Raw genomic sequence first — 26,045 nt, 5'->3', positions numbered from 1 at the left:
CGTCAGGCGGCGGCAGGGCCCGGCGACACCGGCGTCCGGTTGCGCGACAGCAGCCAGACCATCGAGCCGAGGGCCGCGAGCTGGAGCGGCCACCCGAGGACGATCTTGAGGACCCCCAGTGCGGCGATCGCCGCATCGGGATCCATCGAGCCCGCCGAGCCGGCGAGCCAGATCGGTGCCTGGATCGCGACCCTCAGCAGGCAGGGCGCGACGAGGAGCCAGGTCAGCCGGCTGCAGAGCTTCACGATCTGGCGGTCGGAGTGCCACGCCGTGGGGTCACCGGTGATGCTGCCCACCATGAAGCCGACCAGCGGCCAGCCGACCACGCAGGTGAACGCCAGCACGAGGGCGTAGCCCCCGTTGTAGAGGATGCCGGGCAGGAAGTAGGCGAGCGCCTGGTCCTGCTCGGAGCCCCCGGCCGCGGCCGACCGGTAGACGAAGAACCAGCCGATCCCGATGCCGAAGAGGGCATTGACGACGAACTGCACCGTGGAGCGCTGCACGAGCCGGACCGCCAGCAGCATCAGCGCCGCCCCGATGCTGACGCCCAGCGCGGTCTGGAGGTCGCGCATCGTCAGCCAGGTGACGGTGAAGAGGATCGTCGGCACGGCCGCCTCGGCCATGCCGCGCCGCCCGCCCAGGGCCTTGGACAGCTGATGACGCACCACAGCCTCGACCGTCTCGGCCTCCACCTTGTCCGGGTGGGGGGCCGGCGTCGAACCGCTCACGGGCGCAGCTCGTAGCGCGGGTTGAACATGATCGGGACGCCGCCTTGGCGGCCGATGCAGCCGGCCACGGTCACCGACCGGCCGGGGTCGACGCCGCTGATCCTGCGCCGGCCGAGCCACACCACGGTGATCACGCCCGAGCCGTCATCGAGCTCGGCCTCCAGCGCGGGCACACCACCGCGCGGGCGGAGCGTGACCGTGCGCAGCACGCCGCTGACGATGACCTGCTCGCGCTCGGGGGCGTCGGCGATCGCCACCGCCTCGGGCGTCGCGTGGGACTGGCGCAGGTCACGCTGGTGCTGGTCAGCGCTGTCGGCCCACCTCGACAGGGCCTGGCGCAGTCGGCTCTTCTCCGGCACGACTCACCTCACTCGGCGCGCGTCTTCGGGCAGCCGCACCGGCAGCGGCTCGCCGACCGGCATGGCCTGGTCGCCGCGGCGTACGACGACCTGCGCGAGGGCGTCCTCCCACTCCGACGTGTTGTCGGGGTCGAGCGCCGGGCGGCCGAGGAAGGAGGCGCGCAGCATCCAGCGCTCGCCGTTGATGCCGACGATCCGCGACGGCTGGGTCGCCTCGGTGCCGTCGGGACGCTTGACCGGCATCTGGCACACGAGCTCGGTGCCCCAGCGCCCCTCGCGCTCGGTGGCCTGACCGCCGCGCCGCGCCATGTCCGCAGCGATCTGGGGACGCACCGTCGACCACAGGTCGCCGTTGCGGGGCGCGGCGAAGGCCTGGAACTCGCACGCCCCGTCGGAGCCGGCGAGCATGACTGCCCGGACCTGGCCGCTCTGCTCGTCGACCTGGAGCCTCAGCTCGCGCTCGGCGATCGGCGGCAGGAGCACGGAGCCCAGGTCGACGCGGTCGATGCCGTCGCCCTCGACCTGGGAGACGTCGAACGGTCCCGCGCCGGGCGTGCCGGAGCCCTCCCCGGAGACCGCCGCGGCCCGGCCGGTCTCGTCGGCGGTCTCGGGCGCAGTCTCGGGGGCAGTCTCGAGGGCCTGGTCTGCCTTCCGGCGGAACCTCACGTCAGAACTCCTTGCAGATGGACGGTCGATGGACTGTCGATGGACCTCGTCGCGGACCGGGTCATGGACGCGAACCGGTACCTGTAGAACCGTAGCCCCCGGCGCCCCGGGACGACTCGGGGAGCACCCCCACCTCGACGAAACGAGCCCGCTCGAAGCGCTGGACCACCAGCTGCGCGATCCGGTCGCCGCGCGTCAGGGTCACCGTCTCCCGGGGGTCATGGTTGATGAGCAGCACGGAGATCTCGCCACGGTAGCCCGCATCCACGGTGCCGGGAGCGTTGACGATCGACAGCCCGTGACGGGCCGCCAGTCCCGAGCGGGGGTGCACGAGCCCGACGTAGCCGTCGGGCAGCGCGATCGCGAGACCGGTCGGGACCAGCGCCCGCTCACCGGGTGCGAGGGTCACGTCGACGGTGGTGTGGAGGTCGGCCCCGGCATCGCCGGGGTGGGCGTACGACGGGAGCGGCAGGTCGGCGTCCAGGCGGACGACGGCGATGTCGACGTCGTGGTGCTCTGGGTCGGGGTGGTCGAGGTCGTGGTGGTCGAGGTCGTGGTGGTCGAGGTCGTGGTCGGGCACGAGGACTGAATCTATAGGCTCTGCGCCGTGGACTACGCCGAACGCCTCACCGTCCCCCTGCGCTGGTGGGCGCAGGGCACGATGCTGGTGGCGTCGTTCTGGCTGGCCGTCCTGGTCGCCACCCCCGACGACGAATACGTCGCCTGGTCGATCACCGCCGTGGCGGGGGCCCTCATGGTGTCCCTGCTCGTGGGCTACGGCCGGGCCCGGGTCGCGGTCGAGGGTGGCACGCTCCGGGCCGGACGCGCCCACATCGCGCTGGAGCACGTCGGCGAGGTGACCGCGCTGGACGCCGATGGCGTACGACGCCTGGCAGGTGTCGACGCCGACGCCCGGGCCTACCTCCTGCTCCGCCCCTACCTCAAGCGCGGGGTCCGGGTCGAGGTCACCGACCCGGCCGACCCGACGCCCTACTGGCTGGTGAGCTGCCGTCGCCCGGAGCAGATCGTCACGGCCGTCAGGGTGGGCCGGACCGGATCCCGGTCTGGGTAGGGTGGCCGGCATGGCCTCCAAGAACACCTCGAACAGCAAGTTCTACTCGGCCTTCTCGCTCGTGGCGGCGCTCGGTGCCGCTGCCCTGGCCAAGAAGGGCCTCAACACGACGTGGCGCGCGGCCACCGGCAAGAACCCGCCCGCAAACCCCGCCGACCCCGACGTGGGCCTGGCCGAGGCGGTCATGTGGGCAGCGCTGAGCGGCACCCTGATCGGCGTCGCACGGATGCTCGCGGCGCGGCGCGCGGCCACCTACTACGCCAAGTCCACCGGGCACCTGCCGCCGCAGCTGCAGAAGGACGACCAGGACGCCTCGAAGGCTCCCGCCCCCACAGCCTGACGCGCCCGCCTGCCCGACCGGCCCCGGACGCGACACAGCGCCCGTTCCTCACCGAGGAACGGGCGCTGTTCTCGAGGGGTCAGATGCAGTCGCGGCAGATGAGCTTCTTCTCATCGGCCAGCTGCGAGCGGTGGTGCACCAGGAAGCAGCTCATGCAGGTGAACTCGTCGTCCTGGCGAGGCATGACCTCGACCGCCAGCTCCTCGTGCGAGAGATCGGCACCGGGAAGCTCGAAGGACTCGGCCGCCTCGGTCTCGTCCTCGTCGACCTTGCCGGAGTTCTTGTCGTGGCGTCGGGCCTTGAGCTCCTCGATGCTCTCCTCGCTCTGGTCCTCCTCGGACTTTCGCGGTGCGTCGTAGTCAGTGGCCATCGAATCCCTCTCCCCATGCTGTCGTCCAAGCCGGCCGGATCGCGGCGCGGGCCTGAGACCGAGCTGTGCTCGTCGTCGGCGCCAGATTGTGCACCATGGACCGCTTCCGTGGTGAACCGGTCCGCAACGTGTCGCAAAACAGTGGAGCACGTCTCCCTATTCCCCGATTTCCCACCCGATTCGATCACCCGTACGGGTGGGCCGTCGGGCGTGGTGTCCCGCGAGGAAGTCAGGCCAGGAAGTCAGGCCAGGAACCCAGCGGCATCCAGCGCCTCCACGAACGTGTCCCAGCCGTCGGCCGGGGCACCCACCACCACGTGGCGCACGCGCTCGGCGTCGCGCGTCATGCTGTCCTCCAGCAGGCCGAACCGGCCCCCGGCCTCGCGCAGCACCAGACCGGCTGCCGACCAGTCCCATGGCTGCGGCCCGGCCTCGACGTAGCAGTCCGCGGTGCCGTCGGCGACGTGGCACAGGTCCAGGGCGGACGACCCCATCCGCCGGATGTCGCGGACCTCAGGAAGGAGCCGGGCGATGCAGGCGGCCTGGTGCCGGCGCACCTCGCGCTCGTATCCGAAGCCGGTCAGCACGAGTCGCTCGGCCAGCGGAGGCGAGGGACGTACGCCGATCCGCTGGCCGTCGCGCGTTGCGCCGAGCCCGAGCGCAGCGGCGTACTCCAGTCCGGTCGGGATGCTGACCACGGCACCGGCGATCACCTCGCCGTCGACCTCGGCCGCGATCGAGACCGCGCACTCGGGCAGGCCGTAGAGGTAGTTGACCGTGCCGTCGATCGGGTCCACCACCCACCGCACGCCAGTGGTGCCCGGCAGGTCGTCGCCCTCCTCGCCGAGGATGGCGTCATCGGGCCTGACGGCCGAGAGGCGGGCCCGGATGAGCGTCTCGACCGCTCGGTCGGCCTCCGTGACCACGTCGGTGGCGCTGGACTTGGTGTCGGCGACGTCGATGCCACCCAGCTGCATCTCCCGGGCCAGGTTGGCGCCCTCATGGGCCACCGTCCGGGCCAGGTCGCGCAGCTCTGCCGCGTCAGCGCTCACGAGTCGGCCCCGCACAGCGCGGGCCGCGGGCCGCGGGGGTTGGGGCAGCAGCCCGCCCCGCAGAGGTCGGGGCCTGCACCGAGGGACCCCACGGCCGGTCGGGTCGGCTGCTCACCCCTCTCGGCGGCCGCGCGCTCGAGCACCAGGTCGCGGACCATCGCGACGAAGCGCGGGTCGACGCCGGCCGTGGCGGCGCGGACCGCCGTGATGCCGAGGCGCTCGGCCGTGGCCATCGCCTCGGTGTCGAGGTCGTAGATGACCTCCATGTGGTCGGAGACGAACCCGATCGGCACCAGCACGACCATGCTCACTCCGTCTGAGGCCAGCTCGGTGAGGTGGTCGTTGACGTCGGGCTCGAGCCACGGCGTCGACGGGTCGCCCGAGCGCGAGCAGTAGACCAGGTCGTGGCGGTGCGCCCGCCCGGTCGCCTGCCTCACCCGGGCGGCCACCTCGTCGGCCGCGCTGCGGTGCTGGCGGACGTACGCCCCGCGGGGCTGTGCGCGTGCCTCCTCGGGCGCGCCGCTGGTCTCGGCCATCGCGGTCGGGATCGAGTGGGTGACGAACACCAGTCGCGCCGTGTCGCCGTTCTCGGGGAGCTCGCCCAGCGCCGCCAGGCACCCGTCGACGACGGGCCCGATGAAGCCGGGGTGGTTGTAGTACTGCCGGAGGCGGTCGAGTCGCGGTGCTCCGGGTGTCTGGGCCACGGCGTCGAAGAGGTTCTCGCGGTACTGCCGGCACGACGACCAGGACGAGTAGGCCGACGTGGTGAAGACCGCCGCCCGGCCGACCCCGTCGGCCGCCATGGCGGAGAGCGTGTCGGCGAGGTAGGGCTCCCAGTTGCGGTTGCCGAAGTAGACCGGGAGGTCGATGCCCTGGTCGGCGAAGTCCTTCTCGAGGGCCGCGACCAGCGCGCGGTTCTGGTCGTTGATCGGGCTCCGGCCGCCGAAGAGGAAGTAGTGCTGCCCCACCTCCTCGAGCCGCTCGCGGGGGATCCCTCGGCCGCGCGTGACGTTCTCCAGGAACGGCACCACGTCCTCGGGCTTCTCCGGCCCCCCGAAGGAGAGCAGGAGGAGGGCGTCGTAGGGCGTCGCGTCGGGGTGACCCGCGGGATTCATGTCGCCAGACTAGGCGGACCTACCATCTCCTCGATGCTCGACACCTACCGCCGGGTGCTGACCCACCCGGGCGCCCTCGCCTTCAGCAGCGCCGCCCTGGTCGCACGGCTGCCGATCTCGATGGTGGGCCTCGGGATCGTGCTGCTGGTCGAGCAGCGGACCGGCTCCTACGGGCTCGCCGGCACCGTGTCCGCCGTGTTCGTGCTGGCCCAGGCCGCCGTCGCCGTCCTGCACGGCAGATGGGTCGACCACTACGGGCAGTCGCGGGTGCTGCCGCTGGCCATCTCGGTCTTCGGCGCCGGCCTCGCGCTGATGATGCTGGCGGTCGAGCAGGACTGGCCGCGGGCACTCACCTACGTCTTCGCCGCGGTCTCCGGGGCGGCCCTCCCCCAGGTCGGCGCGAGCGTGCGCACACGCTGGTCGCACCTGCTCCACGACCCCCGGGAGGTGCAGACCGCGTTCGCCCTCGAGGCCGTCCTCGACGAGGTCGTCTTCGTGGTCGGCCCGGTCCTCGTGACCTTGCTGGCCACCAGCTGGCACCCCGTCGCAGGACTCACCTGCGCGGTGGTCAGCGGGATGGTGGGCACCTTCGCCTTCGCCGCCCAGCGGCGCACCGAGCCGCCGGCCGGCCGGAGCGGGCCCACCGGGCCGCGTCCGCCCATGCCGTGGCGCCTGGTCCTGCCGCTGGCCCTCGTGTGCCTCACCCTGGGCGCCCTCTTCGGCGCGGCCGAGGTCACCACCGTCGCCTTCGCCGAGGAGCAGGGCAAGCGCTGGGCGGCGGGCTGGCTGCTCGCTGCCTGGTCCTTCGGCAGCCTGGTGGCCGGGCTGGTCACGGGCGCCGTGGCCTGGCGCAGCGGCCCGGACGCGCGCCTGCGCTGGGGGTCTGCGGCGATGGCGCTCGCGATGGCCCCGCTGATGTTCATCGAGTCCGTCCCGCTGATGGCGGTCGTCCTGCTCGTGGGCGGGCTGGCGATCGCCCCGACGATGATCGGCGCGATGACGATGGTCGAGCAGGGCGTGCCGTCGAGCCGCCTCACCGAGGGCATGGCGATCCTGCACACCGGGATCGTCGCCGGCGTCGCGCCGGGGGCGAGCATCGCGGGGTTCGTCGTGGACCACAGCGGTGCGTCCACGGCGTACGCCGTCGCACTGGCCGGTGGCGTGCTCGGGGCACTCGTCGCCCAGACTGCCCGCCGATCCCCCGCCACATCCCCTAGCCTGCGGGCATGACGACGCCCGTCCAGCAGATTCCCACTGGCACCCGCTGGAGCAACTGGTCCGGTCTCGAGGAGGCCACCGCGCAGGCAGTGGAGTCCCCGGCGTCGGTCGACGCGGTCGTCGACGCCGTACGCCGCGCTCGCGAGGCTGGCACCACCGTCAAGATGGCCGGCACCGGGCACAGCTTCACCGGCATCGCGGCACCGGAGCACACGATGCTGCGACCGGAGGGCCTCAGCGGGATCCTCGAGGTCGACCGGGAGGCGATGACCGTGACGGCGCGGGCCGGCACCCCGCTCAAGGAGCTCAACCTCGCCCTCGAGGGCCTCGGCCTGTCCCTGCACAACATGGGCGACATCGCCGAGCAGACCCTCGCCGGCGCCACGTCGACCGGCACCCACGGCACCGGGGGCACCGCTGCGGGCCTGGCCGCCCAGCTGGCGGGGCTCGAGCTGGTCACCGGGACCGGTGAGGTGGTGCGTGCCTCGGCCCAGGAGAACCCGGAGGTCTTCGAGGTGGCGCGGGTCGGCCTCGGCGCGCTCGGCGTCCTCACCAGCCTCACGTTCCACGTCGAGCCGCTCTTCGTCATCGATGCCCTCGAGCAGCCGATGAGCTGGGACCACGCGCTCGGCTCCTACGACGAGATGACCGCGGCGGTGCACCACGTGGACATGTACTGGTTCCCGCACACCGACCGGATGATCGTGAAGCAGAACGTCCGCACCGACCTCGACCCCGGCGAGCAGGAGCCGCCGTCCGGGCTCGCCGCCTGGTGGGAGGACGAGCTCGTCTCCAACGTCGTCTTCGGCGCCCTGTGCCGCGTCGGGGAGCGTGCCCCGGACCTGGTCCCGCGGATCAACCGGATGGCCACCCGCGTGCTCACCGAGCGCCGCTACAGCGACCTGGCCCACCGGGTCTTCGTCACCCCACGCCGGGTCCGCTTCCGCGAGATGGAGTACGCCGTCCCGCGCGAGGCCGGCCTCGACGTGCTGCGCGAGTGCCGCCGCGTCATCGACGCGAGCGACTGGCGGATCGCCTTCCCCGTCGAGATCCGGACCGCACCGGCGGACGACATCCCGCTGTCCACTTCCCACGGGCGCGACAGCTTCTACCTCGCCTTCCACGTGCCGCACCGCACGGACCACCGGGCCTACTTCTCCGGTCTCGAGCCGATCCTCCGCGACGCCGGCGGCCGCCCGCACTGGGGCAAGGTGCACACACGCACGGCCGCCGACCTGGCACCGGCCTACAGCCGCTTCGACGACTTCCTCGCTCTGCGCGAGCGGCTCGACCCCGACCGGGTCTTCGCCAACGACTACCTACGCCGGGTGCTCGGCGACTGACCTGAGAGACCCGGACCGGCCTCGACAGGCTCAGACGTTCGCCGGCCCCTTGGGCAGCGGTGCCCGCCAGCCGCGGACGAGGGCGAGCAGGCGCCAGCCGAGGCAGGTGCTGAAGCCGGCGGCTGCGACGAGGACCAGCGGGAGGTCGGTCCGGTCGAGCAGGACCGCGACGGCAGCGCCGGCCAGGGCGGGTGTCGCGTAGAGGGCGCCCTCGAAGATGACCGGGACGCGCGCGGTGAGGAGGTCGCGCAGGATGCCGCCACCGATGCCGGTGACCATGCCCAGCAGGGCGGCGGGCAACGGGCCGAGCCCGTGGTCGACCGCCTTCAGCGCGCCCGTGACGCAGAAGAGCGCCAGCCCGAAGGCGTCGAACAGGGTGAACACCCGTTCCAACCGGCCGATGGTGGGGTGGAAGGCGAACGTGAGCAGACCCGCCCCCACGGGGACGAGCAGGTAGCGCCAGTCGGCCAGGGCCGCGGGCGGGGTCGCGCCGATCAGCACGTCGCGGATGAACCCGCCGCCCAGGCCCGTGACACCTCCGAGCACGAGGGCACCGAAGATGTCGAGCTGCTTGCGCACCGCCACCAGCGCACCGGTCACCGCGAAGACGAAGATGCCGGCCAGGTCGAGCACGACCAGGGTCGCGGCGAGCTCGTTCGGTGGCACATGCGAAGGCTAGGGCCAGCGACCGGCCTCGCGTCCACCCGACCCACCTGCGAGGAGCCGCGCCGACCTGCCCGACCTGCTCCCAGCCCGCTCGGCGCGCCGTACGCATAGCGGTCCCGGGGCGACACGCTGGCGTAGGCTCGGCGCACCGGATGCCACCGGCGCATCGACGACCACACCAGGCAGGAGCCCCCAGGCCATGGCCCAGCTGACGTTCACCGGACGCAGCGGGGACGGCAAGCGCCTGCTGCTGGTGGACGCGTCGGGCCAGGAGCACTTCCTGGTGATCGACGCCCGGCTCCGCCGCGCCCTGTCAGGCGTGCCCGAAAGCAACGGCCAGTTGGAGATCCCGATGGAATCAACGCTCCGTCCCCGCGACATCCAGGCGCGCATCCGCGCGGGTGAGACTCCCGAGGCGGTCGCCCACGCCGCCGGCACGTCCGTCGAGAAGATCATGCCCTTCGCCGCGCCGGTCGTGGCCGAGCGCGCCCACGTGACCCAGCGCGCCCAGCTCGCATCCGTACGTCGGCGCGCCAACGAGTCCGGTGCCCGCACTCTCGGCGAGGCCGTCAGTGCACACCTGAGGTCGCACAATGTCGATCCCAGCGTCGTGGAGTGGGACGCCTGGCGCCGCGAGGACGGGCGCTGGACAGTGACCGGCCACTACGACGTCGCCGGTCGCACCGGCACGGCGACCTTCTCCCACGACCCGCGCGGCAACTTCGTGACCGTCGACGACGAGGACGCGCGCTGGCTGGTCGGCGACTCCGCTCCGGCGTCGAGCGAGGGGTCGGCTGCCGACGACCTCGCGGCCGCGCGCCAGCGCCGGCTCAGCGCCGTGTCCGACGAGGAGCTCGCCCTCGGCGACGACGCCATCGAGATGGTGGCCGACGAGGAGTCGGCCAGCGAGACCACGATGGAGCTGGCCGAGACGTCACTGGGCACCGAGCAGCCGGTCGAGGCCTACATCGACGACGCCGTCGATGCCCCCGATGCCACGAGGTCCGCGAGCGACGACGCGTCGGACAAGGCGGCGGACGAGGTGGACTCGCACGACGATGCGCCCGCCGAGCCACGCTCGAGGCCGGCGAAGAAGCGCGGTCGCGCGTCGGTGCCGAGCTGGGACGAGATCATGTTCGGCGGCGGCAAGAACGACTGAGCGTCCGTGCGCCTGCTTCAGGTCAACGTCCACCCCCTCAAGTCCGGAGCCGTCCGCACCCTCGACGCGGCCATGGTGCACCCGCGCGGCCTCGAGGACGACCGCTCGTGGATGCTCGTCGGGCCGGACGGACGCCTGGTCTCCGCGCGTGAGGCGCACGGGCTGTTCAGCATCGTCGCGGACACGCCCGCGACCGACCGGGCCGTTCCTGGCGCCTTGCGACTGAGGGCGCCCGGCCATCCCGACCTGGTCGTCGGACAGCCCGTCGGCGCACCGGTGCCGGTCCGGCTCTTCTCCCTCGACCTGCAGGCGACACCGGCCGGACCCGAGGCGGACGGGTGGCTGCGGTCCGTGCTCGGCACGGACGTACGCCTCGTCTGGTGTCACGACCCGGCCCGCCGCCGGCTCCAGCCCGGCTACTCCTCGCCCGAGGACCACACGGCCTTCGCCGACGCCTTCCCGGTCACGGTGGCCTCCCTCGCCTCGCTGCGCCGGCTCAACGACTGGATCGTCGAGCGGGCGCTGGAGACCGGGGAGGAGCCGCCCGCGCCGCTGCCGATCGAGCGGTTCCGCGCCAACCTGGTGGTCGACGGTGACGAGCCGTTCGCCGAGGATCACTGGCAGGAGCTGACAGTGGGAGACGTGGGCTTCCGGGTCGCCAAGCCCGTCAGCAGGTGCGTGATGACCACGATCGACACGGAGACGCTGACGACCGCCAAGGAGCCGATCCGCACCCTGGCTCGGCACCGGCTGGTCGGCGGCAAGACGATGTTCGCCCTGCACCTCCTCCCCCTGTCGACCGGGTGGCTCAGGGTCGGCGACGAGGTCTCGGTCCGCTGACCTCAGCCCGTCTCGACCGGGCGTCGGGGGTCGGTGATCCAGCCGCTCCAGCTGCCGGGGTAGAGCGCCGCGTGGATGCCGGCCACCTCCATGGCGAGCACGTCGTGGGCGGCCGTGACCCCTGATCCGCAGTAGGCAGCGACCGATCCGGACGTGTCGGCGCCCACCGCCGCGTACGCCTCCCGCAGCCGGTCCGGCGACCGGAACCGTCCGCGTTCGTCGAGGTTCTCGGTCGTGGGCACGTTGACGGCACCGGGGATGTGTCCGGCCACCGGATCCACCGGCTCCGTCTCGCCGCGGAACCGTTCGGGCGCGCGGGCGTCGACCAGGACGTCGACCCCGAGCACGCCGTCGGCCTCGACGACCGGCATGTGCTGGGTGCCCGAGAGCGTGAAGTCGCCCGGCTCGACGTCCGGCTCCCCCGACTCGCTCGCGTGCCCGTCCTCCAGCCAGGCGGACCACCCGCCGTCGAGGACGCGTACGTCCGGGTGGCCGTGGTGGCGCAGCAGCCACCACGCCCGCGCCGCCGCTCGGCCCTGCCAGTCGTCATAGACCACGACCGGGCGGTCGGAGCGCACACCGGCCCGGCGCATGGCTGCCTCGAACCGCTCCTCGTCGGGCAGCGGGTGCCGGCCGCCCTCGCCCGGCGGGTCAGCCAGGTCGCGGTCGAGGTCGACGTACGCCGCGCCGGGGATGTGACCCGCCCGGTGCTGCCCGAGGCCGGGCGGACCACCCATGACGTAACGGATGTCGAGCACGGTGACGCGATCGAGGTCGGCGGCCAGCTCGTCCGGGCTGATGAGCGGATCGGGGCTCGTGCGGGCAAAGTCCTCGTCCATGCCCGGCACGGTAGCCGCCGGACCGGGCGAGCGCTGTGACAAGATCGCCCGGTCATGGCTGAACTCCACTTCTTCACGGGCACGATGGACTCCGGCAAGTCGACGCTGGCGCTCCAGACCAACCACAACCACGCCGCCCGCGGACGTGTCGGCCGGATCTTCACCAACCACGACCGCTCCGGGGCGCCCGTGGTGTCCAGCCGGCTCGGCCTCACCCACGAGGCGCTCGAGGTCGACACGGCCTTCGACTTCTGGAGCTACGTCGTCAACACGTTGACCCGTGGCGGTCGCATCGACTACCTCATCTGCGACGAGGCCCAGTTCTACTCCGCCGACCAGATCGACCAGCTCGCCAAGGTCGTCGACGAGCTGCAGATCGACGTCTTCGCCTTCGGCATCCTCACCGACTTCCGGTCACACCTCTTCCCCGCCAGTGCCCGGTTGGTCGAGCTCGCCGACCGGATGAACGTGCTCCAGGTCGAGGCGCTGTGCTGGTGCGGCAAGCGCGCCACCCACAACGCCCGCACCGAGAACGGCGTCATGGTCGTGGAGGGTGAGGTCATCGTCGTCGGGGACGTCGAGCAGGCCGACGAGCCGCCCGCGGACGTGGCGTACGAGGTGCTGTGCCGCCAGCACCACCGCCGCCGGCTCACCGCCGCGCGGGCCAAGGCCGTCAGCCTGGCCCCGGAGCCGCTGCCCTTCGGCTGACCGGGCCGCTCGGCCGCGCTCAGCCCACCAGGATGGGGATCAGCATCTCGGTCGAGGTGAGCGACCCGTGCATCCCGATGAGGGTGTCCTCGTAGGCGAAGTCGCGCGTCGAGACGACCGCTGCGTCACCGTGGCAGGCCACCATGACGTCGCCGAGGCGCGGCCGCACCCCCGGCTGGACCGCGCCGAACCAGCCGCGCCCGATCGCGTCCTCGCGCGTCACCACGGTCGCCTGCCCCGCCAGCACCTCGCGCCAGGTGTCCACCACGTCCGGTACTGCTCCGGCCGAGCAGTAGAGGTGCCGGAAGCGCGCCTCGCCGCCCAGCAGCGCCACGCCGTCGCGCATCCCGTCGACCTCGTCCACGTCGACGCGCGCCTCCCGCGGGCTGTCGACCATGCCGTGGTCGGCGACCACCAGCAGGCGGGTGGAGGCCGGCAGTGCCTCGCGCAGGTGCTCGGCCTGGGCGTCCACCATCGCGAGCTGCTGGAGCCACTGGCTCGACGCGACCCCGAACTTGTGGCCGGTCCAGTCGAGGTCCGAGTCGTAGACGTAGGTCAGGGACGGCTGGTGCGCCGTCGCGCCGACCGCCGCCGCGATGCGCTCGCCCACGCGGTCGGCGCCGACGTAGGTCGCTCCACGCTGCGAGGCGACGGTCAGTCCCGATCCGGCGAACTCGCGCTTGTTGACCGACGTGACGTGGACCCCCGCGTGTGCCAGTCGCCCGAACGCGGTCGGGTGCGGCTGCCACGCCAGCGGATCGATGTCCTTGTCCCACCACAGGTGGTTGAGCAGCCGGTCGGTGCCGGGGATCCGGGCGGTGAAGCCCACCAGGCCGTGGGCGCCCGGCACCAGCCCGGTCCCGAGCGAGGTCAGCGAGGTGGCCGTGGTGGACGGGACGCCCGCAGTGCCGGTCGCGCCGCCTGCGGCCAGCGACGACAGGTAGGGCGCCACGTGTCCGTAGCGGCTGAGCAGCTCGGCGCCCATGCCGTCCACGAGGAAGACGACGTACGACGGCGCGGGCGGGAGCTCCAGCCCGGCGGCGTGCCCGTCCAGCGCGACCCCGAGCGCGCGGGCGACCGACGGGATGACGTCGGCCAGCGAGCGGTCGCCGTAGGCCGGCGGCGTGAAGACGGCCGGGGAGGTCCCGTCGATCTCCGGGGTGGTCACCGCGAGGTGTTCAGCCGGGGTCCCCGCGGCGTTGTTCGTCGGGGGGAGCGCAGCGGAGGACACGAAGAACGTCGTGGGGTGGTCATCCGCGTGTCCGCGCGGACAGCGCGTCGGCGAAGGCCAGCAGTCCACCCACAGCGTCCGCGCCCTCGGCGGCGGCGGAGACGCGCAGGGTGTAGTCGTCACCGGCGAGCGTGCCGGTGTAGCCGTGGTCGGCGTCGCAGTTCGGGTCCGAGCAGGTGGCGGGCTCGAGGTCGAGGCGCCCGACACCGCCCCAGCCGATCGTCAGCACGGCCTCGGCGGGCGGCGCGACACCCTTCGTCGGGTTGGCCACCATCCGGGTCACGACCACCGTGCGGATCGAGGTGAGCGTGACCGCCTCCGTGGTGGTCGAGGTGTAGGGCTCCGGCAGCATGTCGTCGCCTGGGTGCTCGTCGGTGTGGGCGATCACCAGGCGCGTGGGCGTGAGCAGGAGCGCCGTGAGGTGCCGGCGTACCTCCTCGTGGTCGAACGTCGTCTCGTGGTGCACGAAGTAGGAGACGACCTCCTCACCACCCGCGGCCGAGAAGACGCCGTCGGCGACCACCTCGGGGTAGTAGCCGGTGCGGTGGATCGCCTGGCGGAGGTCGTGGGAGACGTCCGCGTCACGGGTGGAGCGGGGCATGCGGCCCAGTCTGTCACGCGACGCGCGTCAGTCGGGGAGAGTGTCCCCCGGCATCGAGCTGAGGCGGCGCACGAACCAGTCGGACCGAGGGTCCTTGACCGGCTCCACCCGCACGCTCGCGCCCAGCACGCTCGTGCCGTCGGCCCCGGCCAGCACCAGCGGAAGCTGCAACGCGCGCACCTGCGGCAGGTCGTGCTGGAGCTGCGCGACCTGCCGCACGAGCCGCTCGATCTCGCCGACGTCGACGATCTCGCTGCCGCGGTAGCCGAAGAGCAGCGGCGACGCCTTGATCTCACGCACCATGTCCTGCGCGTCGTGGTCGGCCAGCGGCGGGATGCGGTAGGACCGGTCGCCCAGCAGCTCGGTGAGCGGACCGCCGATGCCGAACGACAGGACTGGACCGAACAACGGGTCCTCCATCGTCGCGATCGTGACCGGGATGCCGGGCGGCGCGTTGCGCTGCACCACGAAGCCCGCCCGCTCCGGGTCGGTGATGAGGTCGTTGAGCGAGCTCCAGGCGTGGGCCATCTCCTCGGGGGTGTCGATGTTGCGCCACACGTGTGCCAGGTCGGGTCGGTCGCGGAGATGGTCGGCCGTCGCCTTGAGGACCACGTCCCAGCCCAGCGCCTCCCCCGCCGCCGTCGCCTCGTCGAGGGTCTCCACCGCGTAGGTGTCCCACAGGTCGATGCCGTAGGCGCGCAGGAGCCGGTGCTGCTCGCCGAAGTCGAGGTCGCGGCCCTCGGGGTGGTTCATCAGCAGCTCGTTGACCAGGTGGCGGGCCGCGTCGCGGTCGGTGGAGTCCAGGTCGGCGACCGTCGACTGGGGCACGCGCAGCCACACGGCGTACTCGACGACGTGCGCGAGGGCGCGGACCGCGGCCTCGACCGCGGGGTAGGACGGGACCGAACCGCGGCCGGCACTGGATCCGGCGACGTCGGGCACGCGGAGCAGCTCGGGCACGCCCTCGGTGCCGAGGAACGTCGAGACGATCGGCTTGTCGGACTGCTCACCGACCGCTGCGAGCACGTTGGCCACGTCCTCGCGGGCGCCGGCGACGTTGAGGGGTGGGATGAAGATGGCCACGACCGCGTCGACCTCGGGGTCGTCGATGGCGCCGTCCAGCGCGTCCTCGAAGTCCTCGGCGGTGGCGTCGGCGCCGAGCGCCACGGTCTTGTTGACCACCAGGCCGACCGAGTTGGCCGCATCGGCGGCCAGCAGGCCGAGTGCGTCGGAGTTGCCGACGATGGCGACGCGTCGCCCGCGCGGCAGCGGCTGGTGGGCGAGCAGCTGCGCGACGTCGAACATCTCCTCCAGCGACTCGACCTGGATGATCCCGGCCTGCCGGAACATCGCGTCGACCGCCTCCGGGGGCGCGCCGATCTTGCGCACGGCGTGGCCCATCGGCACGCCCTGGGAGCTGCGTCCGGAGCGAACCGCGACGATCGGCTTGCGACGGCTGACCCTGCGGGCGACCCGGGAGAACTTGCGCGGGTTGCCGATGGACTCGAGGTAGAGCAGCACGACCTCGGTGGCGTCGTCCTCCTCCCAGTACTGCAGGAGGTCGTTGCCGGAGACGTCGGCGCGGTTGCCGGCGCTCACGAAGGTGGTCAGGCCCAGGCCACGGTTCTGCACCTTCTCCAGGATCGCCGAGCCGAGCGCACCGGACTGGCAGAAGAACCCGGCGCGACCGCGGGGCGGCATCACCGAGGAGAGGGAGGCGTTGAGGGAGACTTCAGGGTCGGTGTTGATGATGCCGAGCGCGTTGGGGCCGATCAGCCGCAGGCCGTAGGAGCGGGACAGGCCGACCAGGCGGCGTTGCCGCATCCGGCCCTCCTCCCCCGTCTCGGCGAATCCGGAGGAGATCACGACGAGGCCGTGCACGCCCTTGGCGGCACAGTCGAGCACCACGTCCTGGACGGCCTCGGCCGGCACCGCGACGATCGCCACGTCGACCTCGCCCGGGATGTCCCCCACCGTCTTCCATGCCGGCATGCCGGCGACCGAGTCGGCGTTGGGGTTGACCACGTGGATGCGCCCGCCGAAGTTGCCGAGGACCAGGTGGCGCACCAGGGCCCGGCCGATGGTGTCCTGGCGCCGGCTGGCGCCGATGATGGCGACCGAGCGCGGCGAGAAGAACCGCTCGATCGAGGCGTACTCGGCCCGGTGCTCGCGCTGCTCCATCACACCGATCGCGGTGTCGGTCGGGTCGATGCGGAAGACCATCTCCATCACGCCGTCCTCGAAGGCGCTCTTCACCTGGTAGCCGGCGTCCTTGAACGTGTGGATCATCGCCTGGTTGTCCGGCAGCACCTCGGCGACGAACTCCTCGACACCGCGCTCGCGGCCGGCCTGGGCCAGGTGCTCGAGCAGCAGCTGGCCGATGCCGCGGCCCTGGTGCTTGTCCTCCACCAGGAACGCCACCTCGGCGTAGCCGGGGCGGATCGTGTCGTAGCGACCGACGGCGATCATGTGGCCGGCGACCAGCAGGATGAGGGCCACCCGGTCCCGGTGGTCGACCCGGGTGAAGCGGTCGAGGTCGCGCTCGGAGAGCTCGGGCATCGGTGAGAAGAAGCGGTAGTACTTGGACTCGTCGGAGACCCGGCTGTAGAAGTCGACGAGGAGCTCACGGTCCGCGGGCTGCATCGGCCGGATGTGCGCGGTGCGGCCGTCGCGCAGCAGGACGTCGGCCTCCCAGTGGCGAGGCGGCGGCGGAGTCGTCGCGCCCAGCTCGTCTGCTTCGGCGTCCGCTTCGGTCACGGCCTCAATCTATCGGGCATCGGGGGATTCGGGCGTCGCGGCCCGGCACCGGTCCAACCGCCAGGCCTCCCTTCGGCGTGCCCCCGACCGGACACGCGGCACCAACGGGGAGAATGGCCCGCATGGCACGACGTACGGCGAAGCAGCCCCTTCCGGACGACTTCGAGGAGCACATCCTCGACACCGACATCCGCGACGAGATGCAGTCCTCGTTCCTGGAGTACGCCTACTCGGTCATCTACTCCCGGGCGCTCCCGGACGCGCGCGACGGCCTCAAGCCGGTGCAGCGCCGCATCCTCTACACGATGGACGAGATGTCGCTGCGTCCCGACCGGGGGCACGTCAAGAGCGCCCGCGTCGTCGGCGAGGTCATGGGTCGGCTGCACCCCCACGGCGACGGGGCGATCTACGACGCGATGGTGCGGATGGCGCAGCCGTGGTCGATGCGGCTGCCGACCATTGACGGGCACGGCAACTTCGGCTCGCCAGACGACCCGCCGGCGGCGATGCGCTACACCGAGTGCCGGATGGCGCCCGCTGCGGTCGCGATGACGGCCTCGATCCACGAGGACACGGTCGACTTCAAGCCCAACTACGACTCCCGCGAGACAGAGCCGGTCGTGCTGCCGGCCGCCATCCCCCACCTGCTGGTCAACGGCGCGGCGGGCATCGCGGTCGGCATGGCCACCAACATCGCCCCGCACAACCTGGTCGAGGTCGTCCAGGCCCTCAAGCACCTGATCACCCACCCCGCGGCGTCGCTCGACGACCTGATGCGCTTCATCCCCGGGCCGGACCTCCCCACGGGCGGCAAGATCGTCGGTCTCGACGGCATCCGTGACGCCTACGAGTCGGGCCGCGGCACCTTCCGGATGCGCGCGACCACCCGCGTCGAGTCGGTGACGCCTCGACGCAAGGGGATCGTGGTCACCGAGCTGCCCTACGGCGTCGGCGAGGAGCGCGTCGTGGAGCACATCAAGAAGCTCGTGCTGGCCAAGAAGCTGCAGGGCATCGCGGACATCAAGCAGCTGGGCGACCGCCACCAGGGCCTGCGCCTGGTCATCGAGATCAAGAACGGCTTCGTACCCGAGGCGATCCTCGAGCAGCTCTACCGCCAGACGGCGCTTGAGGACTCCTTCGGCATCAACGCGGTCGCCCTGGTCGACGGCCAGCCGCGCACGCTCGGCCTCAAGGCGATGCTCGACGTCTTCCTCGGTCACCGCTTCGACGTCGTACGCCGTCGCTCCAGCTTCCGGCGCGCCAAGGCCGCCGACCGGCTGCACCTCGTCGACGGCCTGCTGATCGCCATCCTCGACATCGACGAGGTCATCCAGGTGATCCGGACCTCCGACAACGCGGCGGCGGCCAAGGAGCGGCTGATCTCGGTATTCGACCTCTCCGACGCGCAGGCCGACTACATCCTCGACATGCCGCTGCGCCGCCTCACCCGCTTCTCCAAGCTGGAGCTCGAGAAGGAGAAGAGCGAGCTCGAGCGCACCATCGAGCACCTCGACGCGATCCTCGCCGACGAGAGGCTGCTCCGGAAGGTGGTCTCCGACGAGCTCACGGAGGTGGCCAAGGAGCACGGCACCCCGCGACGTACGGTCCTGCTCGCCTCGGCCGGCACGACGGTCACGGCGGCCTCGGCCACGCCGCTCGAGGTGGCCGACGACCCGTGCTTGGCGCTCCTGTCGTCCAGCGGTCTGCTGGCCCGTACGACGTCGGGCTCGGCCCCCGGACACGGCGAGGGACGCGCCAACCACGACGTCGTCACGAGCGTCGTGCGCACCACGGCCCGCGGCGAGGTCGGAGTGATCACCAGCCGGGGCCGGCTGCTCAAGGTGGGCGTGCTGGACATGCCCGAGCTGCCCGACGGAGCCTTCGACCCCAACCTGCAGGGCGGTCTGCCGCTCAGCGAGATCCTCTCGCTCGAGCCCGGCGAGCGTGCGCTGGCGCTGTCGTCCCTGCCGACCGAGGGCCCGGGTCTCGCGCTCGGCACCCGCGACGGCATCGTCAAGCGCGTCAACCCGGACGTCCTCGGACGCGACGAGTGGGAGGTCATCGGGCTCAAGGATGGCGACGAGGTCGTCGGCGCCGTCGAGCTCGTCACGGGCGAGGAGGAGCTGTGCTTCATCTCCTCCGACGCCCAGCTCCTGCACTTCTCCGCCGCAGGCGTGCGTCCCCAGGGCCGGTCCGGCGGCGGCATGGCCGGCATCAAGCTCGCCGCAGGGCAGCACGTCGCCTTCTTCGGCGCCTTCGACCCCACCGACGCGGTCGTGGTCACCGCGTCAGGCTCCTCGACCGCCCTGCCCGGCACCGAGGCCGGCGCGGTGAAGGTCACGCCCTTCAGCGAGTACCCCGGCAAGGGCCGCGCCACCGGCGGGGTGCGCAGCCACCGCTTCCTCAAGGGCGAGGACACCCTCGTGGCGGCCTGGGCGGGACCGGGCCCCGCCCGTGCCGCGGCCGCCAGCGGCGCCCCCATCGACCTTCCGGAGGCCAACGGCCGACGAGACGGCTCGGGCACGCCCGCCGCCCAGCCGATCGCGGCCGTGGCCTCCCCCGTCGCGGCACAGGTCGCGGCGTCGGGCGCCACGTCCACCGCCCCTGCGCCCCCTGTGGAAGGCTGACGCCCATGTCTGCTCGTGCCCGGACCTCCGGTCGTCTCGCCGCCACCGTGACGGCCGCCCTGCTCTCCGTCCCCACCCTCGCCGGCTGCTCCGGCGACGAGCCCGACGCCGGCTCCGGATCCGGGAAGTCGCCCGAGGAGGTGCTGGCCGAGGCCTCGACCAAGCTGGCTGACACCACCGGAGTCGACCTCACCCTGTCCGCGGGCGCGCTGCCCGAGGGTGTCTCCGGCATCGCCGAGGCGGCCGGGACGGTCACCGACGCGCCCGCCTTCGACGGCTCGATCACGGTCGTCTTCGCCGGACAGACGGCTGAGGTCCCGGTGATCGCCGTCGACGGCAAGGTCTTCGCCCAGCTCCCGTTCACCGACGGCGCCTGGCAGAAGGTCAACCCCAAGGAGTACGGCGCCCCGGACCCCGCGAGCCTCGTCGGCGACGAGGGCTTCCCCGGCCTCCTCACGCTCACCGAGTCACCCGAGGCCGGCTCGAGCGTGCGCGGCGGCGCCGACAACTCCGAGGTCCTCACGACCTACTCCGGCACGCTCCCCGGCGACGCGATGGACGCGGTGATCCCGTCGTCGTCCGGTGACTCGTTCGACGTGGAGTGGCAGGTCACCGATGACGGCGAGCTGCGCACGGCGACGATGACCGGCGTGTTCTACCCCCACACCGATCCGATGACCTACACCGTCGAGTTCGCCGACTACGACATCGAGAAGGAGATCACCGCGCCGTGACCGAGACCGAGCAGGTCTCGCGAACCTCGCGGCTGCTCCTGTCGATGGCGGCGCTCGCCGTCGCCTTCGCCGCCGCCGACACGTACGTCGTCGTGCTGGCACTGCCCGACATGATGACCGGCGTCGGGGTGCCGATCGACCAGCTGCAGCGCGCCGCCCCGATCGTCAGCGGGTTCCTGCTCGGCTACGTCGCGATGCTTCCGCTCATCGGCCGGATCGCCGACCTGCGCGGGCGCGTGCCGGTCCTGGTCCTGGCGCTGGTGCTCTTCGCGCTCGGCTCCCTCATCACCACGCTGGCCTACGACATGCCGAGCATCGTGGCGGGCCGGTTCCTGCAGGGCGTCGGCGGCGGCGGCCTGGTGCCCGCCACGCTCGCCCTGGTCGCCGACCTCTACCCCGTCGAGCGTCGCGGGGTGCCGCTCGGTGTGGTGTCGGCCGTGCAGGAGATCGGCTCGGTGCTCGGTCCGTTGTTCGGCGCTGCTGTGCTCGCCGTGTCCGACTGGCGGGCGATCTTCGCGATCAACCTCGCTGTCGGACTGGTGCTGGCCGCCGCCATCCGGACCCTGGCGCCGGGCGAGCGCTCCGGGTCACGCCGACGACGCCCCGACGTCGTCGGCGTCGTGCTGCTCCTCGCCACCCTCGCCGGCGGGGCCGTCGTCTTCCTCCGGCCCTCGGCCTTGATGCGCGATCTCACGTGGGGCCGGCTCTTCATCCCCTTCACCGGCGACGGCCGCTGGCTCACACCGGTCGGCGCCCTCACCGTCGCCGCGCTGGTGCTCCTGCTGGCCTGGTGCTGGTTCGCACCGCGCCCCCTCCTCGACCTCCGCGGCTGGGGGCGGGTGCTCGTCGAGGCCGACCTCGTCGGTGCCCTGCTGCTAGCCGCCGCGCTCGGCGGCGTGATCCTCGCCTTCGCCACCGCCGATCCCAAGATCGAGGTGTTCTCGCCCCGCGGGCGCTGGTACCTCCTCGGTGCGGTCCTCGCCTCGGCGGCCTTCGCGTGGCACGTCCGCCGCGCAGCCAACCCCCTCGTTCCGCGCGGCGCTCTCCGTCGTACGCCGGCGTGGGGGGCGCTGCTGGTCAGCTTCTTCGTCGGCGCCGCCCTGATCGCCGCGCTGATCGACATCCCGCTGTTCGCGCGCACGACGGTCTACCCCGACGACCAGCTCCCGGCAGCACTGGTGCTGGTGCGCTTCCTCCTCGCGCTTCCGGTGGGCGCGGTGGCCGGGGGCTACCTGATCCGCTTCATCTCCCCCGGTCTCGTCACGGCCGCCGGGATGCTGATGGCCGCCGCCGGCTTCGTGCTGATGACCCGCTGGGGGCTCACCACGATCGAGGAGCCGATCGCCAACCTCGCGCTGATCACCGGCGGTCTCGGATTCGGGCTCGCACTGGCCCCCGTCAACGCCGCGCTGCTGGCCCACACCGACGACGATGTCCACGGCGTCGCGAGTGCGTTCGTGGTGGTCTCCCGGATGGTCGGCATGCTCGTCGGCATCTCCGCCCTCACCACGATCGGCCTGCGGCGCTACTACGCCGAGCAGCTCGCCGTACCTCCCGTGCAGGAGGTGTGCGACGGCAAGAGCAGGTGCAAGGCGTTCTCCGACCTGCTGCGGGTCGCGGGCATCGCCCAGGAGCACGCCGTCTTCTGGGGCGCGGCCGGGTGCGCGTTGGTTGCGGGTCTCCTCGCGCTCGTGCTGTTCCGTCAGGTCGGCCCCACCAGGCTCGCGGCGCGAGACGTGTTCTCGTAGGGCGCATGAGGAGCGCTAGCCTGCGGGTCGTGCACGAATTCGACGACCTCATGGAGGCGAACCGGGCGTTCGCCGAGTCCTTCGACCTTGGCGGCTTCGACGGCAAGGCCCACGCCGGCATCGCGATCGTGACGTGCATGGACTCGCGCATCGACCCGCTCCGGATGCTCGGCCTCGAGCACGGCGACGCCAAGATCTTCCGCAACCCAGGCGGCCGGGTGACGCCCCAGGCCCTCGAGGCCCTGGTGCTCGGGGTGCACCTGCTCGGCGTGGAGCGCATCCTCGTGGTGCCGCACACACGCTGCGCCATGGCGTCCGCCTCCGAGGCGGAGCTGCGCGTCAAGGTCGGCGCGTCAGCCGGCGTGGACGCGAGCTGGCAGTCCTTCGGGGTTGTCACCGACCAGCTCGAACAGCTCCGTGAGGACGTGGTGAAGGTCCGCACGCACCCCCTGATCGGCGACCGCGCCACTGTCGGCGGCTTCCTCTACGACGTCGACACCGGACTGCTCAGCCAGCACGCGTGAAGCCCCCGATGGATCTCCACTCCTACGAGTGGAACTTCATCTGCGGCTGAGCGTGAATCGGCGTCGTGGGTCTGAACTTCCACTCGCGCGAGTGGACGTTCATCCTGGGCGGCGTCACTCAGGGCCGGGGCTGCCCTACGTCGCCTGCTCGCGCCGGATCGTCTCGGCGACCTCGGCCACCGCTCGGTCGGTTCGCGACTGCCTCTGGGCGTCCTGCATGCCGTGGCGGACCGCCAGCCGGATGACCCAGTAGAGGATCACCAGGACGGGGCCCACACGACGGACGAGAGCACCAGCTGCGCGACGACGTCCATGACCGAACACCCTCGGGCCAGGCCCTGAAACAGGTCCAGACCGGTCTGCCCGACGGCCCAAGTCGGGAGGAGACTCACAAGAAGTCCTGAGTGGAAGGAGGTGGCGAGATGCCCTTGTTCATGGACGTCCACCACATGGAGGGCGGCGTCGCGGCCGGCGACGTGGCACAGGCGCACATGGCTGACATGCAGGAGCAGGCCAAGTACGGCGTCAACTACCTGAAGTACTGGGTCAGCGAGTCCGAGGGAAAGATCTTCTGCCTCGTCGACGCACCGGATGCCGAGTCCGCCAACACCGTGCACCGCGAGGCACACGGCCTGGTGGCCGACGAGATCTACGAGGTCAGCGAAGGCGCCTGACGCAGCCTCGTACGGTGGCTCACTCGGTCTCGGAGCCGCCGTACGTCGGCCAGGCGCGCCCCATGACGACCTGGTCCTCGGTGAGCCCCGGACCGATGACCGCCCATCCGGCGGAGCGGTAGAGCCGGCGGGCCGGGTCCTCGGGGTCCGACGAGGTCATGAGCACCCACCTCGGCTGCTGGAGCCCCTCGGTCAGCTCCGTGATGACCTGCCGCCCGATGCCGGCTCCGCGAGCCTGGCCGGCGACGCCGATGCTCACGAGCTCGAAGTGACCGCCGAGCCAGTCTGCAGCAACTGCAGGGTGCAGCACCCGGGCGGCGTTGTCGGTCCACCACTGACCGCGCTCCCCCGTGTAGCCGTAGCCGAACCCGACGAGTCGCCCGTCCAGGCGGGCGAGGGCGAGCCGGAATCCCGCCCGTGCCGTGTGCCGGTCCCAAACCTGTTGACGCCATGTCTCCAAGTCGTCGAAGTCACCGAAGACGCTGCGGTAGAGCGGCCAGAGCTCGTCAGTGAGGAGGCCGTCGACGGCCCCCTCGACGAGCACGACCTCGGACATCACGCGTCGAGCGCCTCGACGTCGACCTCGTAGGCGCCCTGGACGATGAAGTCCTTGCGGGGCGCGACGTCGGAGCCCATCAGCAGCTCGAAGACCCGGCTCGCCTCGTCGACGTCGTCGATGGTCAGCTTGCGCAGCGTGCGGTAGCGCGGGTCCATGGTGGTCTCGGCCAGCTGGTCGGCGTCCATCTCGCCGAGGCCCTTGTAGCGCTGCACCGGCTCCTTCCAGCGCACGTTCTTGCGCTTGAGCTCGGCGAGCTTGCGCTGCAGCTCGTCGTCGGAATAGGTGTAGACGTACTTGTCCATGCCCTTCTTGGGGTTGGACAGCTCGATGCGGTGCAGCGGGGGCACGGCCGAGTAGAGGCGCCCGTCGCGCACCAGCTCGGGCATGTACTTGAAGAACAGCGTCGCGAGCAGGCACCGGATGTGAGCGCCGTCGGAGTCGGCGTCGGCCATCAGGATGATCCGGCCGTAGCGCGCCGCCTCGAGGTCGAACGTACGCCCCGACCCGGCGCCGACGACCTGGATGATCGAGGCGCACTCGGTGTTCTTGAGCATGTCGCCGACCGTGGCCTTCTGGACGTTGAGGATCTTGCCCCGGATCGGCAGCAGGGCCTGGAACTCGCTGCTGCGCGCGGCCTTGGCGGTGCCCATCGCCGAGTCGCCCTCGACGATGAAGAGCTCGGTGCGCTCGGTGTCGGTGCTGCGGCAGTCGAAGAGCTTCGCCGGCAGGGCGGAGGACTCCAGCGCGTTCTTGCGACGCTGGTTCTCCTTGTGCTGACGAGCCGCCAAGCGGGTCTTCGAGGCCCCGGCGACCTTCTCCATCACCAGCTTGGCCTGGGCCTTCTCGACGCGCTTGGTCGAGGTCAGGAACGACTTCAGCTCCGAGGCCACCACCTTGCGCACGACACCACGCGCGGCCGGGGTGCCGAGGATCTCCTTGGTCTGGCCCTCGAACTGCGGCTCGGCCAGGCGCACCGTCACGACCGCGGTGAGGCCCTCGAGCACGTCGTCCTTGATGACGTCGGCGTCGGCGCTCTTGAGCACCTTGGCGTTGCGCATGGCGTCGTTGAAGGTCTTGGTCAGCGCGCTCTCGAAGCCGCTGACGTGGGTTCCGCCCTTGGGCGTCGCGATCACGTTGACGAAGGACCGCACCTCCGTGTCGTAGGCGGTGTCCCACCGCACTGCGACGTCGACGGTGAGCTCGCGCTCGACCTCCTGGGGCGTCATGTGGCCCTTGTCGTCGAGCAGGGGCACGGTCTCGGTGAACGTGTCCGTGCCCTGGAGGCGCAGGATGTCGGTGACCGGGTCGCCGTGGGAGAGGAACTCCACGAACTCCGCGATGCCGCCGTCGTGGCGGAACTTCTCCTCGACCATCTCGGAGGTGCGCTGGTCACGGATGACCAGCTCCAGGCCCGGCACGATGTACGACGTCTGCCGGGCGCGGCCGAGCAGGCCGTCCATCTCGACGCGCGCGTCCTTGGTGAAGACCTGCTTGTCCGGCCAGAACCTGATCCGGGTGCCGGTCCTGCCCTTCGCCACCCGCTTGCCCTTGCGGGTCAGCCCCGACTTCGGCGTGAAGGCCGCGGTCGGTCCCTCCCCGTCGAAGACTCCCGGCACCCCGCGCTGGAAGGACAGGCCCTGCTGGGTGGGCGCGCGGTCGACGTCGATGTCCATCCGCGACGAGAGCGCGTTGACCACCGACAGGCCGACACCGTGGAGGCCACCGGTCGCGACGTAGGAGCCGCCGCCGAACTTGCCCCCCGCGTGCAGCTTGGTCGCCACGACCTCGACGCCGGACAGCCCCGTCTTGGGCTCCTTGTCGGTCGGGATGCCGCGCCCGTCGTCGTAGACCTCGACGGAGCCGTCGTCGTGCAGCGTCACCTCGACCCGGTGGGCGACACCAGCCAGCGCCTCGTCGACGCCGTTGTCGATGATCTCCCACAGGCAGTGCATCAGCCCGCGTGTGTCGGTCGAGCCGATGTACATGCCGGGGCGCTTGCGCACGGCGTCAAGGCCCTCGAGGACCAGGAGGTGCGCTGCGTTGTAGGTGTTGTCTGCCGGTGCTGCCACGGACGTCCTGTCGTGCTCGAACGAGTGCTTCTACGTCAACTTCTTC

27 protein-coding genes are annotated in these 26,045 nt (G+C 71.8%); 12 read left to right on the top strand and 15 right to left on the bottom strand.

What is annotated here, in order from left to right; translation table 11 throughout:
* Nucleotides 1–2 precede the first annotated feature (2 nt).
* From J3P44_RS07605 to dut, 4 genes are all read right to left on the bottom strand, one after another.
* On the bottom strand, nt 3–728 hold the full coding sequence (locus tag J3P44_RS07605; protein WP_255889681.1) for a DUF3159 domain-containing protein: 726 nt from the start codon (nt 726–728) through the stop codon (nt 3–5).
* Complete coding sequence (locus J3P44_RS07600) at nt 725–1,087, bottom strand: OB-fold nucleic acid binding domain-containing protein (protein WP_255889680.1); 363 nt, start codon at nt 1,085–1,087, stop codon at nt 725–727. Before J3P44_RS07600 ends, J3P44_RS07605 begins: the two co-directional genes overlap by 4 nt.
* 3 nt (nt 1,088–1,090) lie before the next feature.
* On the bottom strand, nt 1,091–1,753 hold the full coding sequence (locus J3P44_RS07595) for a DUF3710 domain-containing protein (RefSeq protein ID WP_255889679.1): 663 nt from the start codon (nt 1,751–1,753) through the stop codon (nt 1,091–1,093).
* Between the two features lie 61 nt (nt 1,754–1,814).
* Entirely contained in the window at nt 1,815–2,252 is a 438-nt protein-coding gene (gene dut, locus J3P44_RS07590; protein ID WP_255890018.1) for a dUTP diphosphatase, read from the bottom strand.
* A gap of 108 nt (nt 2,253–2,360) precedes the next feature.
* On the opposite strand from dut, the gene J3P44_RS07585 reads away from it, so the two are divergent.
* Nucleotides 2,361–2,825 (top strand): DUF3093 domain-containing protein, encoded by a 465-nt coding sequence (locus tag J3P44_RS07585; RefSeq protein ID WP_255889678.1) that lies wholly within the window; start codon nt 2,361–2,363, stop codon nt 2,823–2,825.
* 10 nt (nt 2,826–2,835) lie between these two features.
* Nucleotides 2,836–3,165 carry a DUF4235 domain-containing protein gene (locus tag J3P44_RS07580; protein WP_255889677.1) on the top strand — a complete coding sequence of 110 codons (330 nt, stop codon included), beginning with the start codon at nt 2,836–2,838 and terminating at the stop codon, nt 3,163–3,165.
* Nucleotides 3,166–3,244: 79 nt separating this feature from the next.
* On the opposite strand, the gene J3P44_RS07575 is transcribed toward J3P44_RS07580, so the two are convergent.
* The 3 genes from J3P44_RS07575 to J3P44_RS07565 all read right to left on the bottom strand — a co-directional run bounded on the left by J3P44_RS07575 (nt 3,245) and on the right by J3P44_RS07565 (nt 5,702).
* Nucleotides 3,245–3,535, bottom strand: a complete 291-nt coding sequence (locus tag J3P44_RS07575; protein ID WP_056600397.1) for a DUF4193 domain-containing protein — start codon at nt 3,533–3,535, stop codon at nt 3,245–3,247.
* A gap of 242 nt (nt 3,536–3,777) precedes the next feature.
* The gene (locus tag J3P44_RS07570) at nt 3,778–4,587 is read right to left on the bottom strand and encodes an inositol monophosphatase family protein (RefSeq protein ID WP_255889674.1); all 810 of its coding nucleotides are present in this window, start codon (nt 4,585–4,587) and stop codon (nt 3,778–3,780) included.
* Complete coding sequence (locus J3P44_RS07565) at nt 4,584–5,702, bottom strand: ferrochelatase (protein WP_255889673.1); 1,119 nt, start codon at nt 5,700–5,702, stop codon at nt 4,584–4,586. The genes J3P44_RS07570 and J3P44_RS07565 overlap by 4 nt, the downstream gene beginning before the upstream one ends.
* A gap of 33 nt (nt 5,703–5,735) precedes the next feature.
* Here J3P44_RS07565 and J3P44_RS07560 point away from each other — a divergent pair, with 33 nt between their 5' ends.
* Both J3P44_RS07560 and J3P44_RS07555 read left to right on the top strand, forming a co-directional pair.
* The gene (locus tag J3P44_RS07560) at nt 5,736–6,932 is read left to right on the top strand and encodes an MFS transporter (protein WP_255889672.1); all 1,197 of its coding nucleotides are present in this window, start codon (nt 5,736–5,738) and stop codon (nt 6,930–6,932) included.
* Nucleotides 6,929–8,263 (top strand): D-arabinono-1,4-lactone oxidase, encoded by a 1,335-nt coding sequence (locus tag J3P44_RS07555; protein WP_255889671.1) that lies wholly within the window; start codon nt 6,929–6,931, stop codon nt 8,261–8,263. The genes J3P44_RS07560 and J3P44_RS07555 overlap by 4 nt, the downstream gene beginning before the upstream one ends.
* A 30-nt stretch (nt 8,264–8,293) precedes the next feature.
* On the opposite strand, the gene J3P44_RS07550 is transcribed toward J3P44_RS07555, so the two are convergent.
* The gene (locus J3P44_RS07550; protein WP_255889670.1) at nt 8,294–8,929 is read right to left on the bottom strand and encodes a trimeric intracellular cation channel family protein; all 636 of its coding nucleotides are present in this window, start codon (nt 8,927–8,929) and stop codon (nt 8,294–8,296) included.
* A gap of 199 nt (nt 8,930–9,128) precedes the next feature.
* On the opposite strand from J3P44_RS07550, the gene sepH reads away from it, so the two are divergent.
* Nucleotides 9,129–10,088 carry a septation protein SepH gene (gene sepH / locus J3P44_RS07545; RefSeq protein ID WP_255889669.1) on the top strand — a complete coding sequence of 320 codons (960 nt, stop codon included), beginning with the start codon at nt 9,129–9,131 and terminating at the stop codon, nt 10,086–10,088.
* A gap of 6 nt (nt 10,089–10,094) precedes the next feature.
* Nucleotides 10,095–10,928 carry an MOSC domain-containing protein gene (locus J3P44_RS07540; RefSeq protein WP_255889668.1) on the top strand — a complete coding sequence of 278 codons (834 nt, stop codon included), beginning with the start codon at nt 10,095–10,097 and terminating at the stop codon, nt 10,926–10,928.
* Between the two features lie 2 nt (nt 10,929–10,930).
* Here J3P44_RS07540 and J3P44_RS07535 read toward each other — a convergent pair whose 3' ends face one another.
* A complete protein-coding gene (locus J3P44_RS07535; protein ID WP_255889667.1) occupies nt 10,931–11,767 on the bottom strand; it encodes a sulfurtransferase in 837 nt (278 codons plus the stop codon).
* A 54-nt stretch (nt 11,768–11,821) separates the two neighbouring features.
* On the opposite strand from J3P44_RS07535, the gene J3P44_RS07530 reads away from it, so the two are divergent.
* On the top strand, nt 11,822–12,475 hold the full coding sequence (locus J3P44_RS07530) for a thymidine kinase (protein WP_255889666.1): 654 nt from the start codon (nt 11,822–11,824) through the stop codon (nt 12,473–12,475).
* Nucleotides 12,476–12,494: 19 nt separating this feature from the next.
* Here J3P44_RS07530 and J3P44_RS07525 read toward each other — a convergent pair whose 3' ends face one another.
* The 3 genes from J3P44_RS07525 to J3P44_RS07515 are packed head-to-tail and all read right to left on the bottom strand — an operon-like array spanning nt 12,495 to nt 17,064.
* A complete protein-coding gene (locus tag J3P44_RS07525) occupies nt 12,495–13,706 on the bottom strand; it encodes an alkaline phosphatase family protein (RefSeq protein ID WP_255889665.1) in 1,212 nt (403 codons plus the stop codon).
* A gap of 19 nt (nt 13,707–13,725) precedes the next feature.
* A complete protein-coding gene (locus tag J3P44_RS07520; protein WP_255889664.1) occupies nt 13,726–14,307 on the bottom strand; it encodes a DUF5998 family protein in 582 nt (193 codons plus the stop codon).
* Nucleotides 14,308–14,334: 27 nt separating this feature from the next.
* Nucleotides 14,335–17,064, bottom strand: coding sequence for a bifunctional acetate--CoA ligase family protein/GNAT family N-acetyltransferase (locus tag J3P44_RS07515; protein WP_255889661.1), 2,730 nt, complete (start codon nt 17,062–17,064; stop codon nt 14,335–14,337).
* Nucleotides 17,065–17,186: 122 nt separating this feature from the next.
* Here J3P44_RS07515 and J3P44_RS07510 point away from each other — a divergent pair, with 122 nt between their 5' ends.
* Genes J3P44_RS07510 through J3P44_RS07495 form a run of 4 tightly spaced genes read left to right on the top strand, consistent with a single transcriptional unit; the run spans nt 17,187 to nt 22,697 of the window.
* On the top strand, nt 17,187–19,691 hold the full coding sequence (locus J3P44_RS07510; protein WP_255889660.1) for a DNA gyrase/topoisomerase IV subunit A: 2,505 nt from the start codon (nt 17,187–17,189) through the stop codon (nt 19,689–19,691).
* A 5-nt stretch (nt 19,692–19,696) separates the two neighbouring features.
* Nucleotides 19,697–20,425, top strand: coding sequence for an LppX_LprAFG lipoprotein (locus tag J3P44_RS07505; RefSeq protein WP_305122098.1), 729 nt, complete (start codon nt 19,697–19,699; stop codon nt 20,423–20,425).
* Nucleotides 20,422–22,173, top strand: coding sequence for an MFS transporter (locus J3P44_RS07500; protein WP_308212238.1), 1,752 nt, complete (start codon nt 20,422–20,424; stop codon nt 22,171–22,173). Before J3P44_RS07505 ends, J3P44_RS07500 begins: the two co-directional genes overlap by 4 nt.
* 29 nt (nt 22,174–22,202) lie before the next feature.
* A complete protein-coding gene (locus J3P44_RS07495; RefSeq protein ID WP_255889659.1) occupies nt 22,203–22,697 on the top strand; it encodes a beta-class carbonic anhydrase in 495 nt (164 codons plus the stop codon).
* 135 nt (nt 22,698–22,832) lie between these two features.
* On the opposite strand, the gene J3P44_RS07490 is transcribed toward J3P44_RS07495, so the two are convergent.
* On the bottom strand, nt 22,833–22,973 hold the full coding sequence (locus tag J3P44_RS07490) for a hypothetical protein (RefSeq protein ID WP_255889658.1): 141 nt from the start codon (nt 22,971–22,973) through the stop codon (nt 22,833–22,835).
* Nucleotides 22,974–23,119: 146 nt separating this feature from the next.
* Between J3P44_RS07490 and J3P44_RS07485 the strand changes: the two genes are divergently transcribed.
* Entirely contained in the window at nt 23,120–23,371 is a 252-nt protein-coding gene (locus J3P44_RS07485; RefSeq protein ID WP_255889657.1) for a DUF4242 domain-containing protein, read from the top strand.
* A 19-nt stretch (nt 23,372–23,390) separates the two neighbouring features.
* Here J3P44_RS07485 and J3P44_RS07480 read toward each other — a convergent pair whose 3' ends face one another.
* Nucleotides 23,391–23,927 (bottom strand): GNAT family N-acetyltransferase, encoded by a 537-nt coding sequence (locus J3P44_RS07480; RefSeq protein ID WP_255889656.1) that lies wholly within the window; start codon nt 23,925–23,927, stop codon nt 23,391–23,393.
* A complete protein-coding gene (locus J3P44_RS07475) occupies nt 23,927–25,999 on the bottom strand; it encodes a DNA gyrase/topoisomerase IV subunit B (protein WP_255889655.1) in 2,073 nt (690 codons plus the stop codon). Before J3P44_RS07475 ends, J3P44_RS07480 begins: the two co-directional genes overlap by 1 nt.
* Between the last annotated feature and the right edge of the window lie 46 nt (nt 26,000–26,045).

It is taken from the genome of Nocardioides astragali (assembly GCF_024436375.1).
Classification (GTDB): Bacteria; Actinomycetota; Actinomycetes; order Propionibacteriales; family Nocardioidaceae; genus Nocardioides; species Nocardioides astragali.
The sequence above is the reverse complement of the archived record's forward strand: the minus strand, read 5'-3'. Positions and strand labels throughout refer to the sequence as shown.

Coding starts and splice junctions, on each gene's coding strand:
- J3P44_RS07580 (WP_255889677.1), top strand. CDS start 2,836: ATGGCCTCCAAGAACACCTCGAACAGCAAGTTCTACTCGGCCTTCTCG.
- J3P44_RS07575 (WP_056600397.1), bottom strand. CDS start 3,535: ATGGCCACTGACTACGACGCACCGCGAAAGTCCGAGGAGGACCAGAGC.
- J3P44_RS07565 (WP_255889673.1), bottom strand. CDS start 5,702: ATGAATCCCGCGGGTCACCCCGACGCGACGCCCTACGACGCCCTCCTC.
- J3P44_RS07560 (WP_255889672.1), top strand. CDS start 5,736: ATGCTCGACACCTACCGCCGGGTGCTGACCCACCCGGGCGCCCTCGCC.
- J3P44_RS07555 (WP_255889671.1), top strand. CDS start 6,929: ATGACGACGCCCGTCCAGCAGATTCCCACTGGCACCCGCTGGAGCAAC.
- sepH (WP_255889669.1), top strand. CDS start 9,129: ATGGCCCAGCTGACGTTCACCGGACGCAGCGGGGACGGCAAGCGCCTG.
- J3P44_RS07535 (WP_255889667.1), bottom strand. CDS start 11,767: ATGGACGAGGACTTTGCCCGCACGAGCCCCGATCCGCTCATCAGCCCG.
- J3P44_RS07530 (WP_255889666.1), top strand. CDS start 11,822: ATGGCTGAACTCCACTTCTTCACGGGCACGATGGACTCCGGCAAGTCG.
- J3P44_RS07520 (WP_255889664.1), bottom strand. CDS start 14,307: ATGCCCCGCTCCACCCGTGACGCGGACGTCTCCCACGACCTCCGCCAG.
- J3P44_RS07510 (WP_255889660.1), top strand. CDS start 17,187: ATGGCACGACGTACGGCGAAGCAGCCCCTTCCGGACGACTTCGAGGAG.
- J3P44_RS07505 (WP_305122098.1), top strand. CDS start 19,697: ATGTCTGCTCGTGCCCGGACCTCCGGTCGTCTCGCCGCCACCGTGACG.
- J3P44_RS07485 (WP_255889657.1), top strand. CDS start 23,120: ATGCCCTTGTTCATGGACGTCCACCACATGGAGGGCGGCGTCGCGGCC.
- J3P44_RS07480 (WP_255889656.1), bottom strand. CDS start 23,927: ATGTCCGAGGTCGTGCTCGTCGAGGGGGCCGTCGACGGCCTCCTCACT.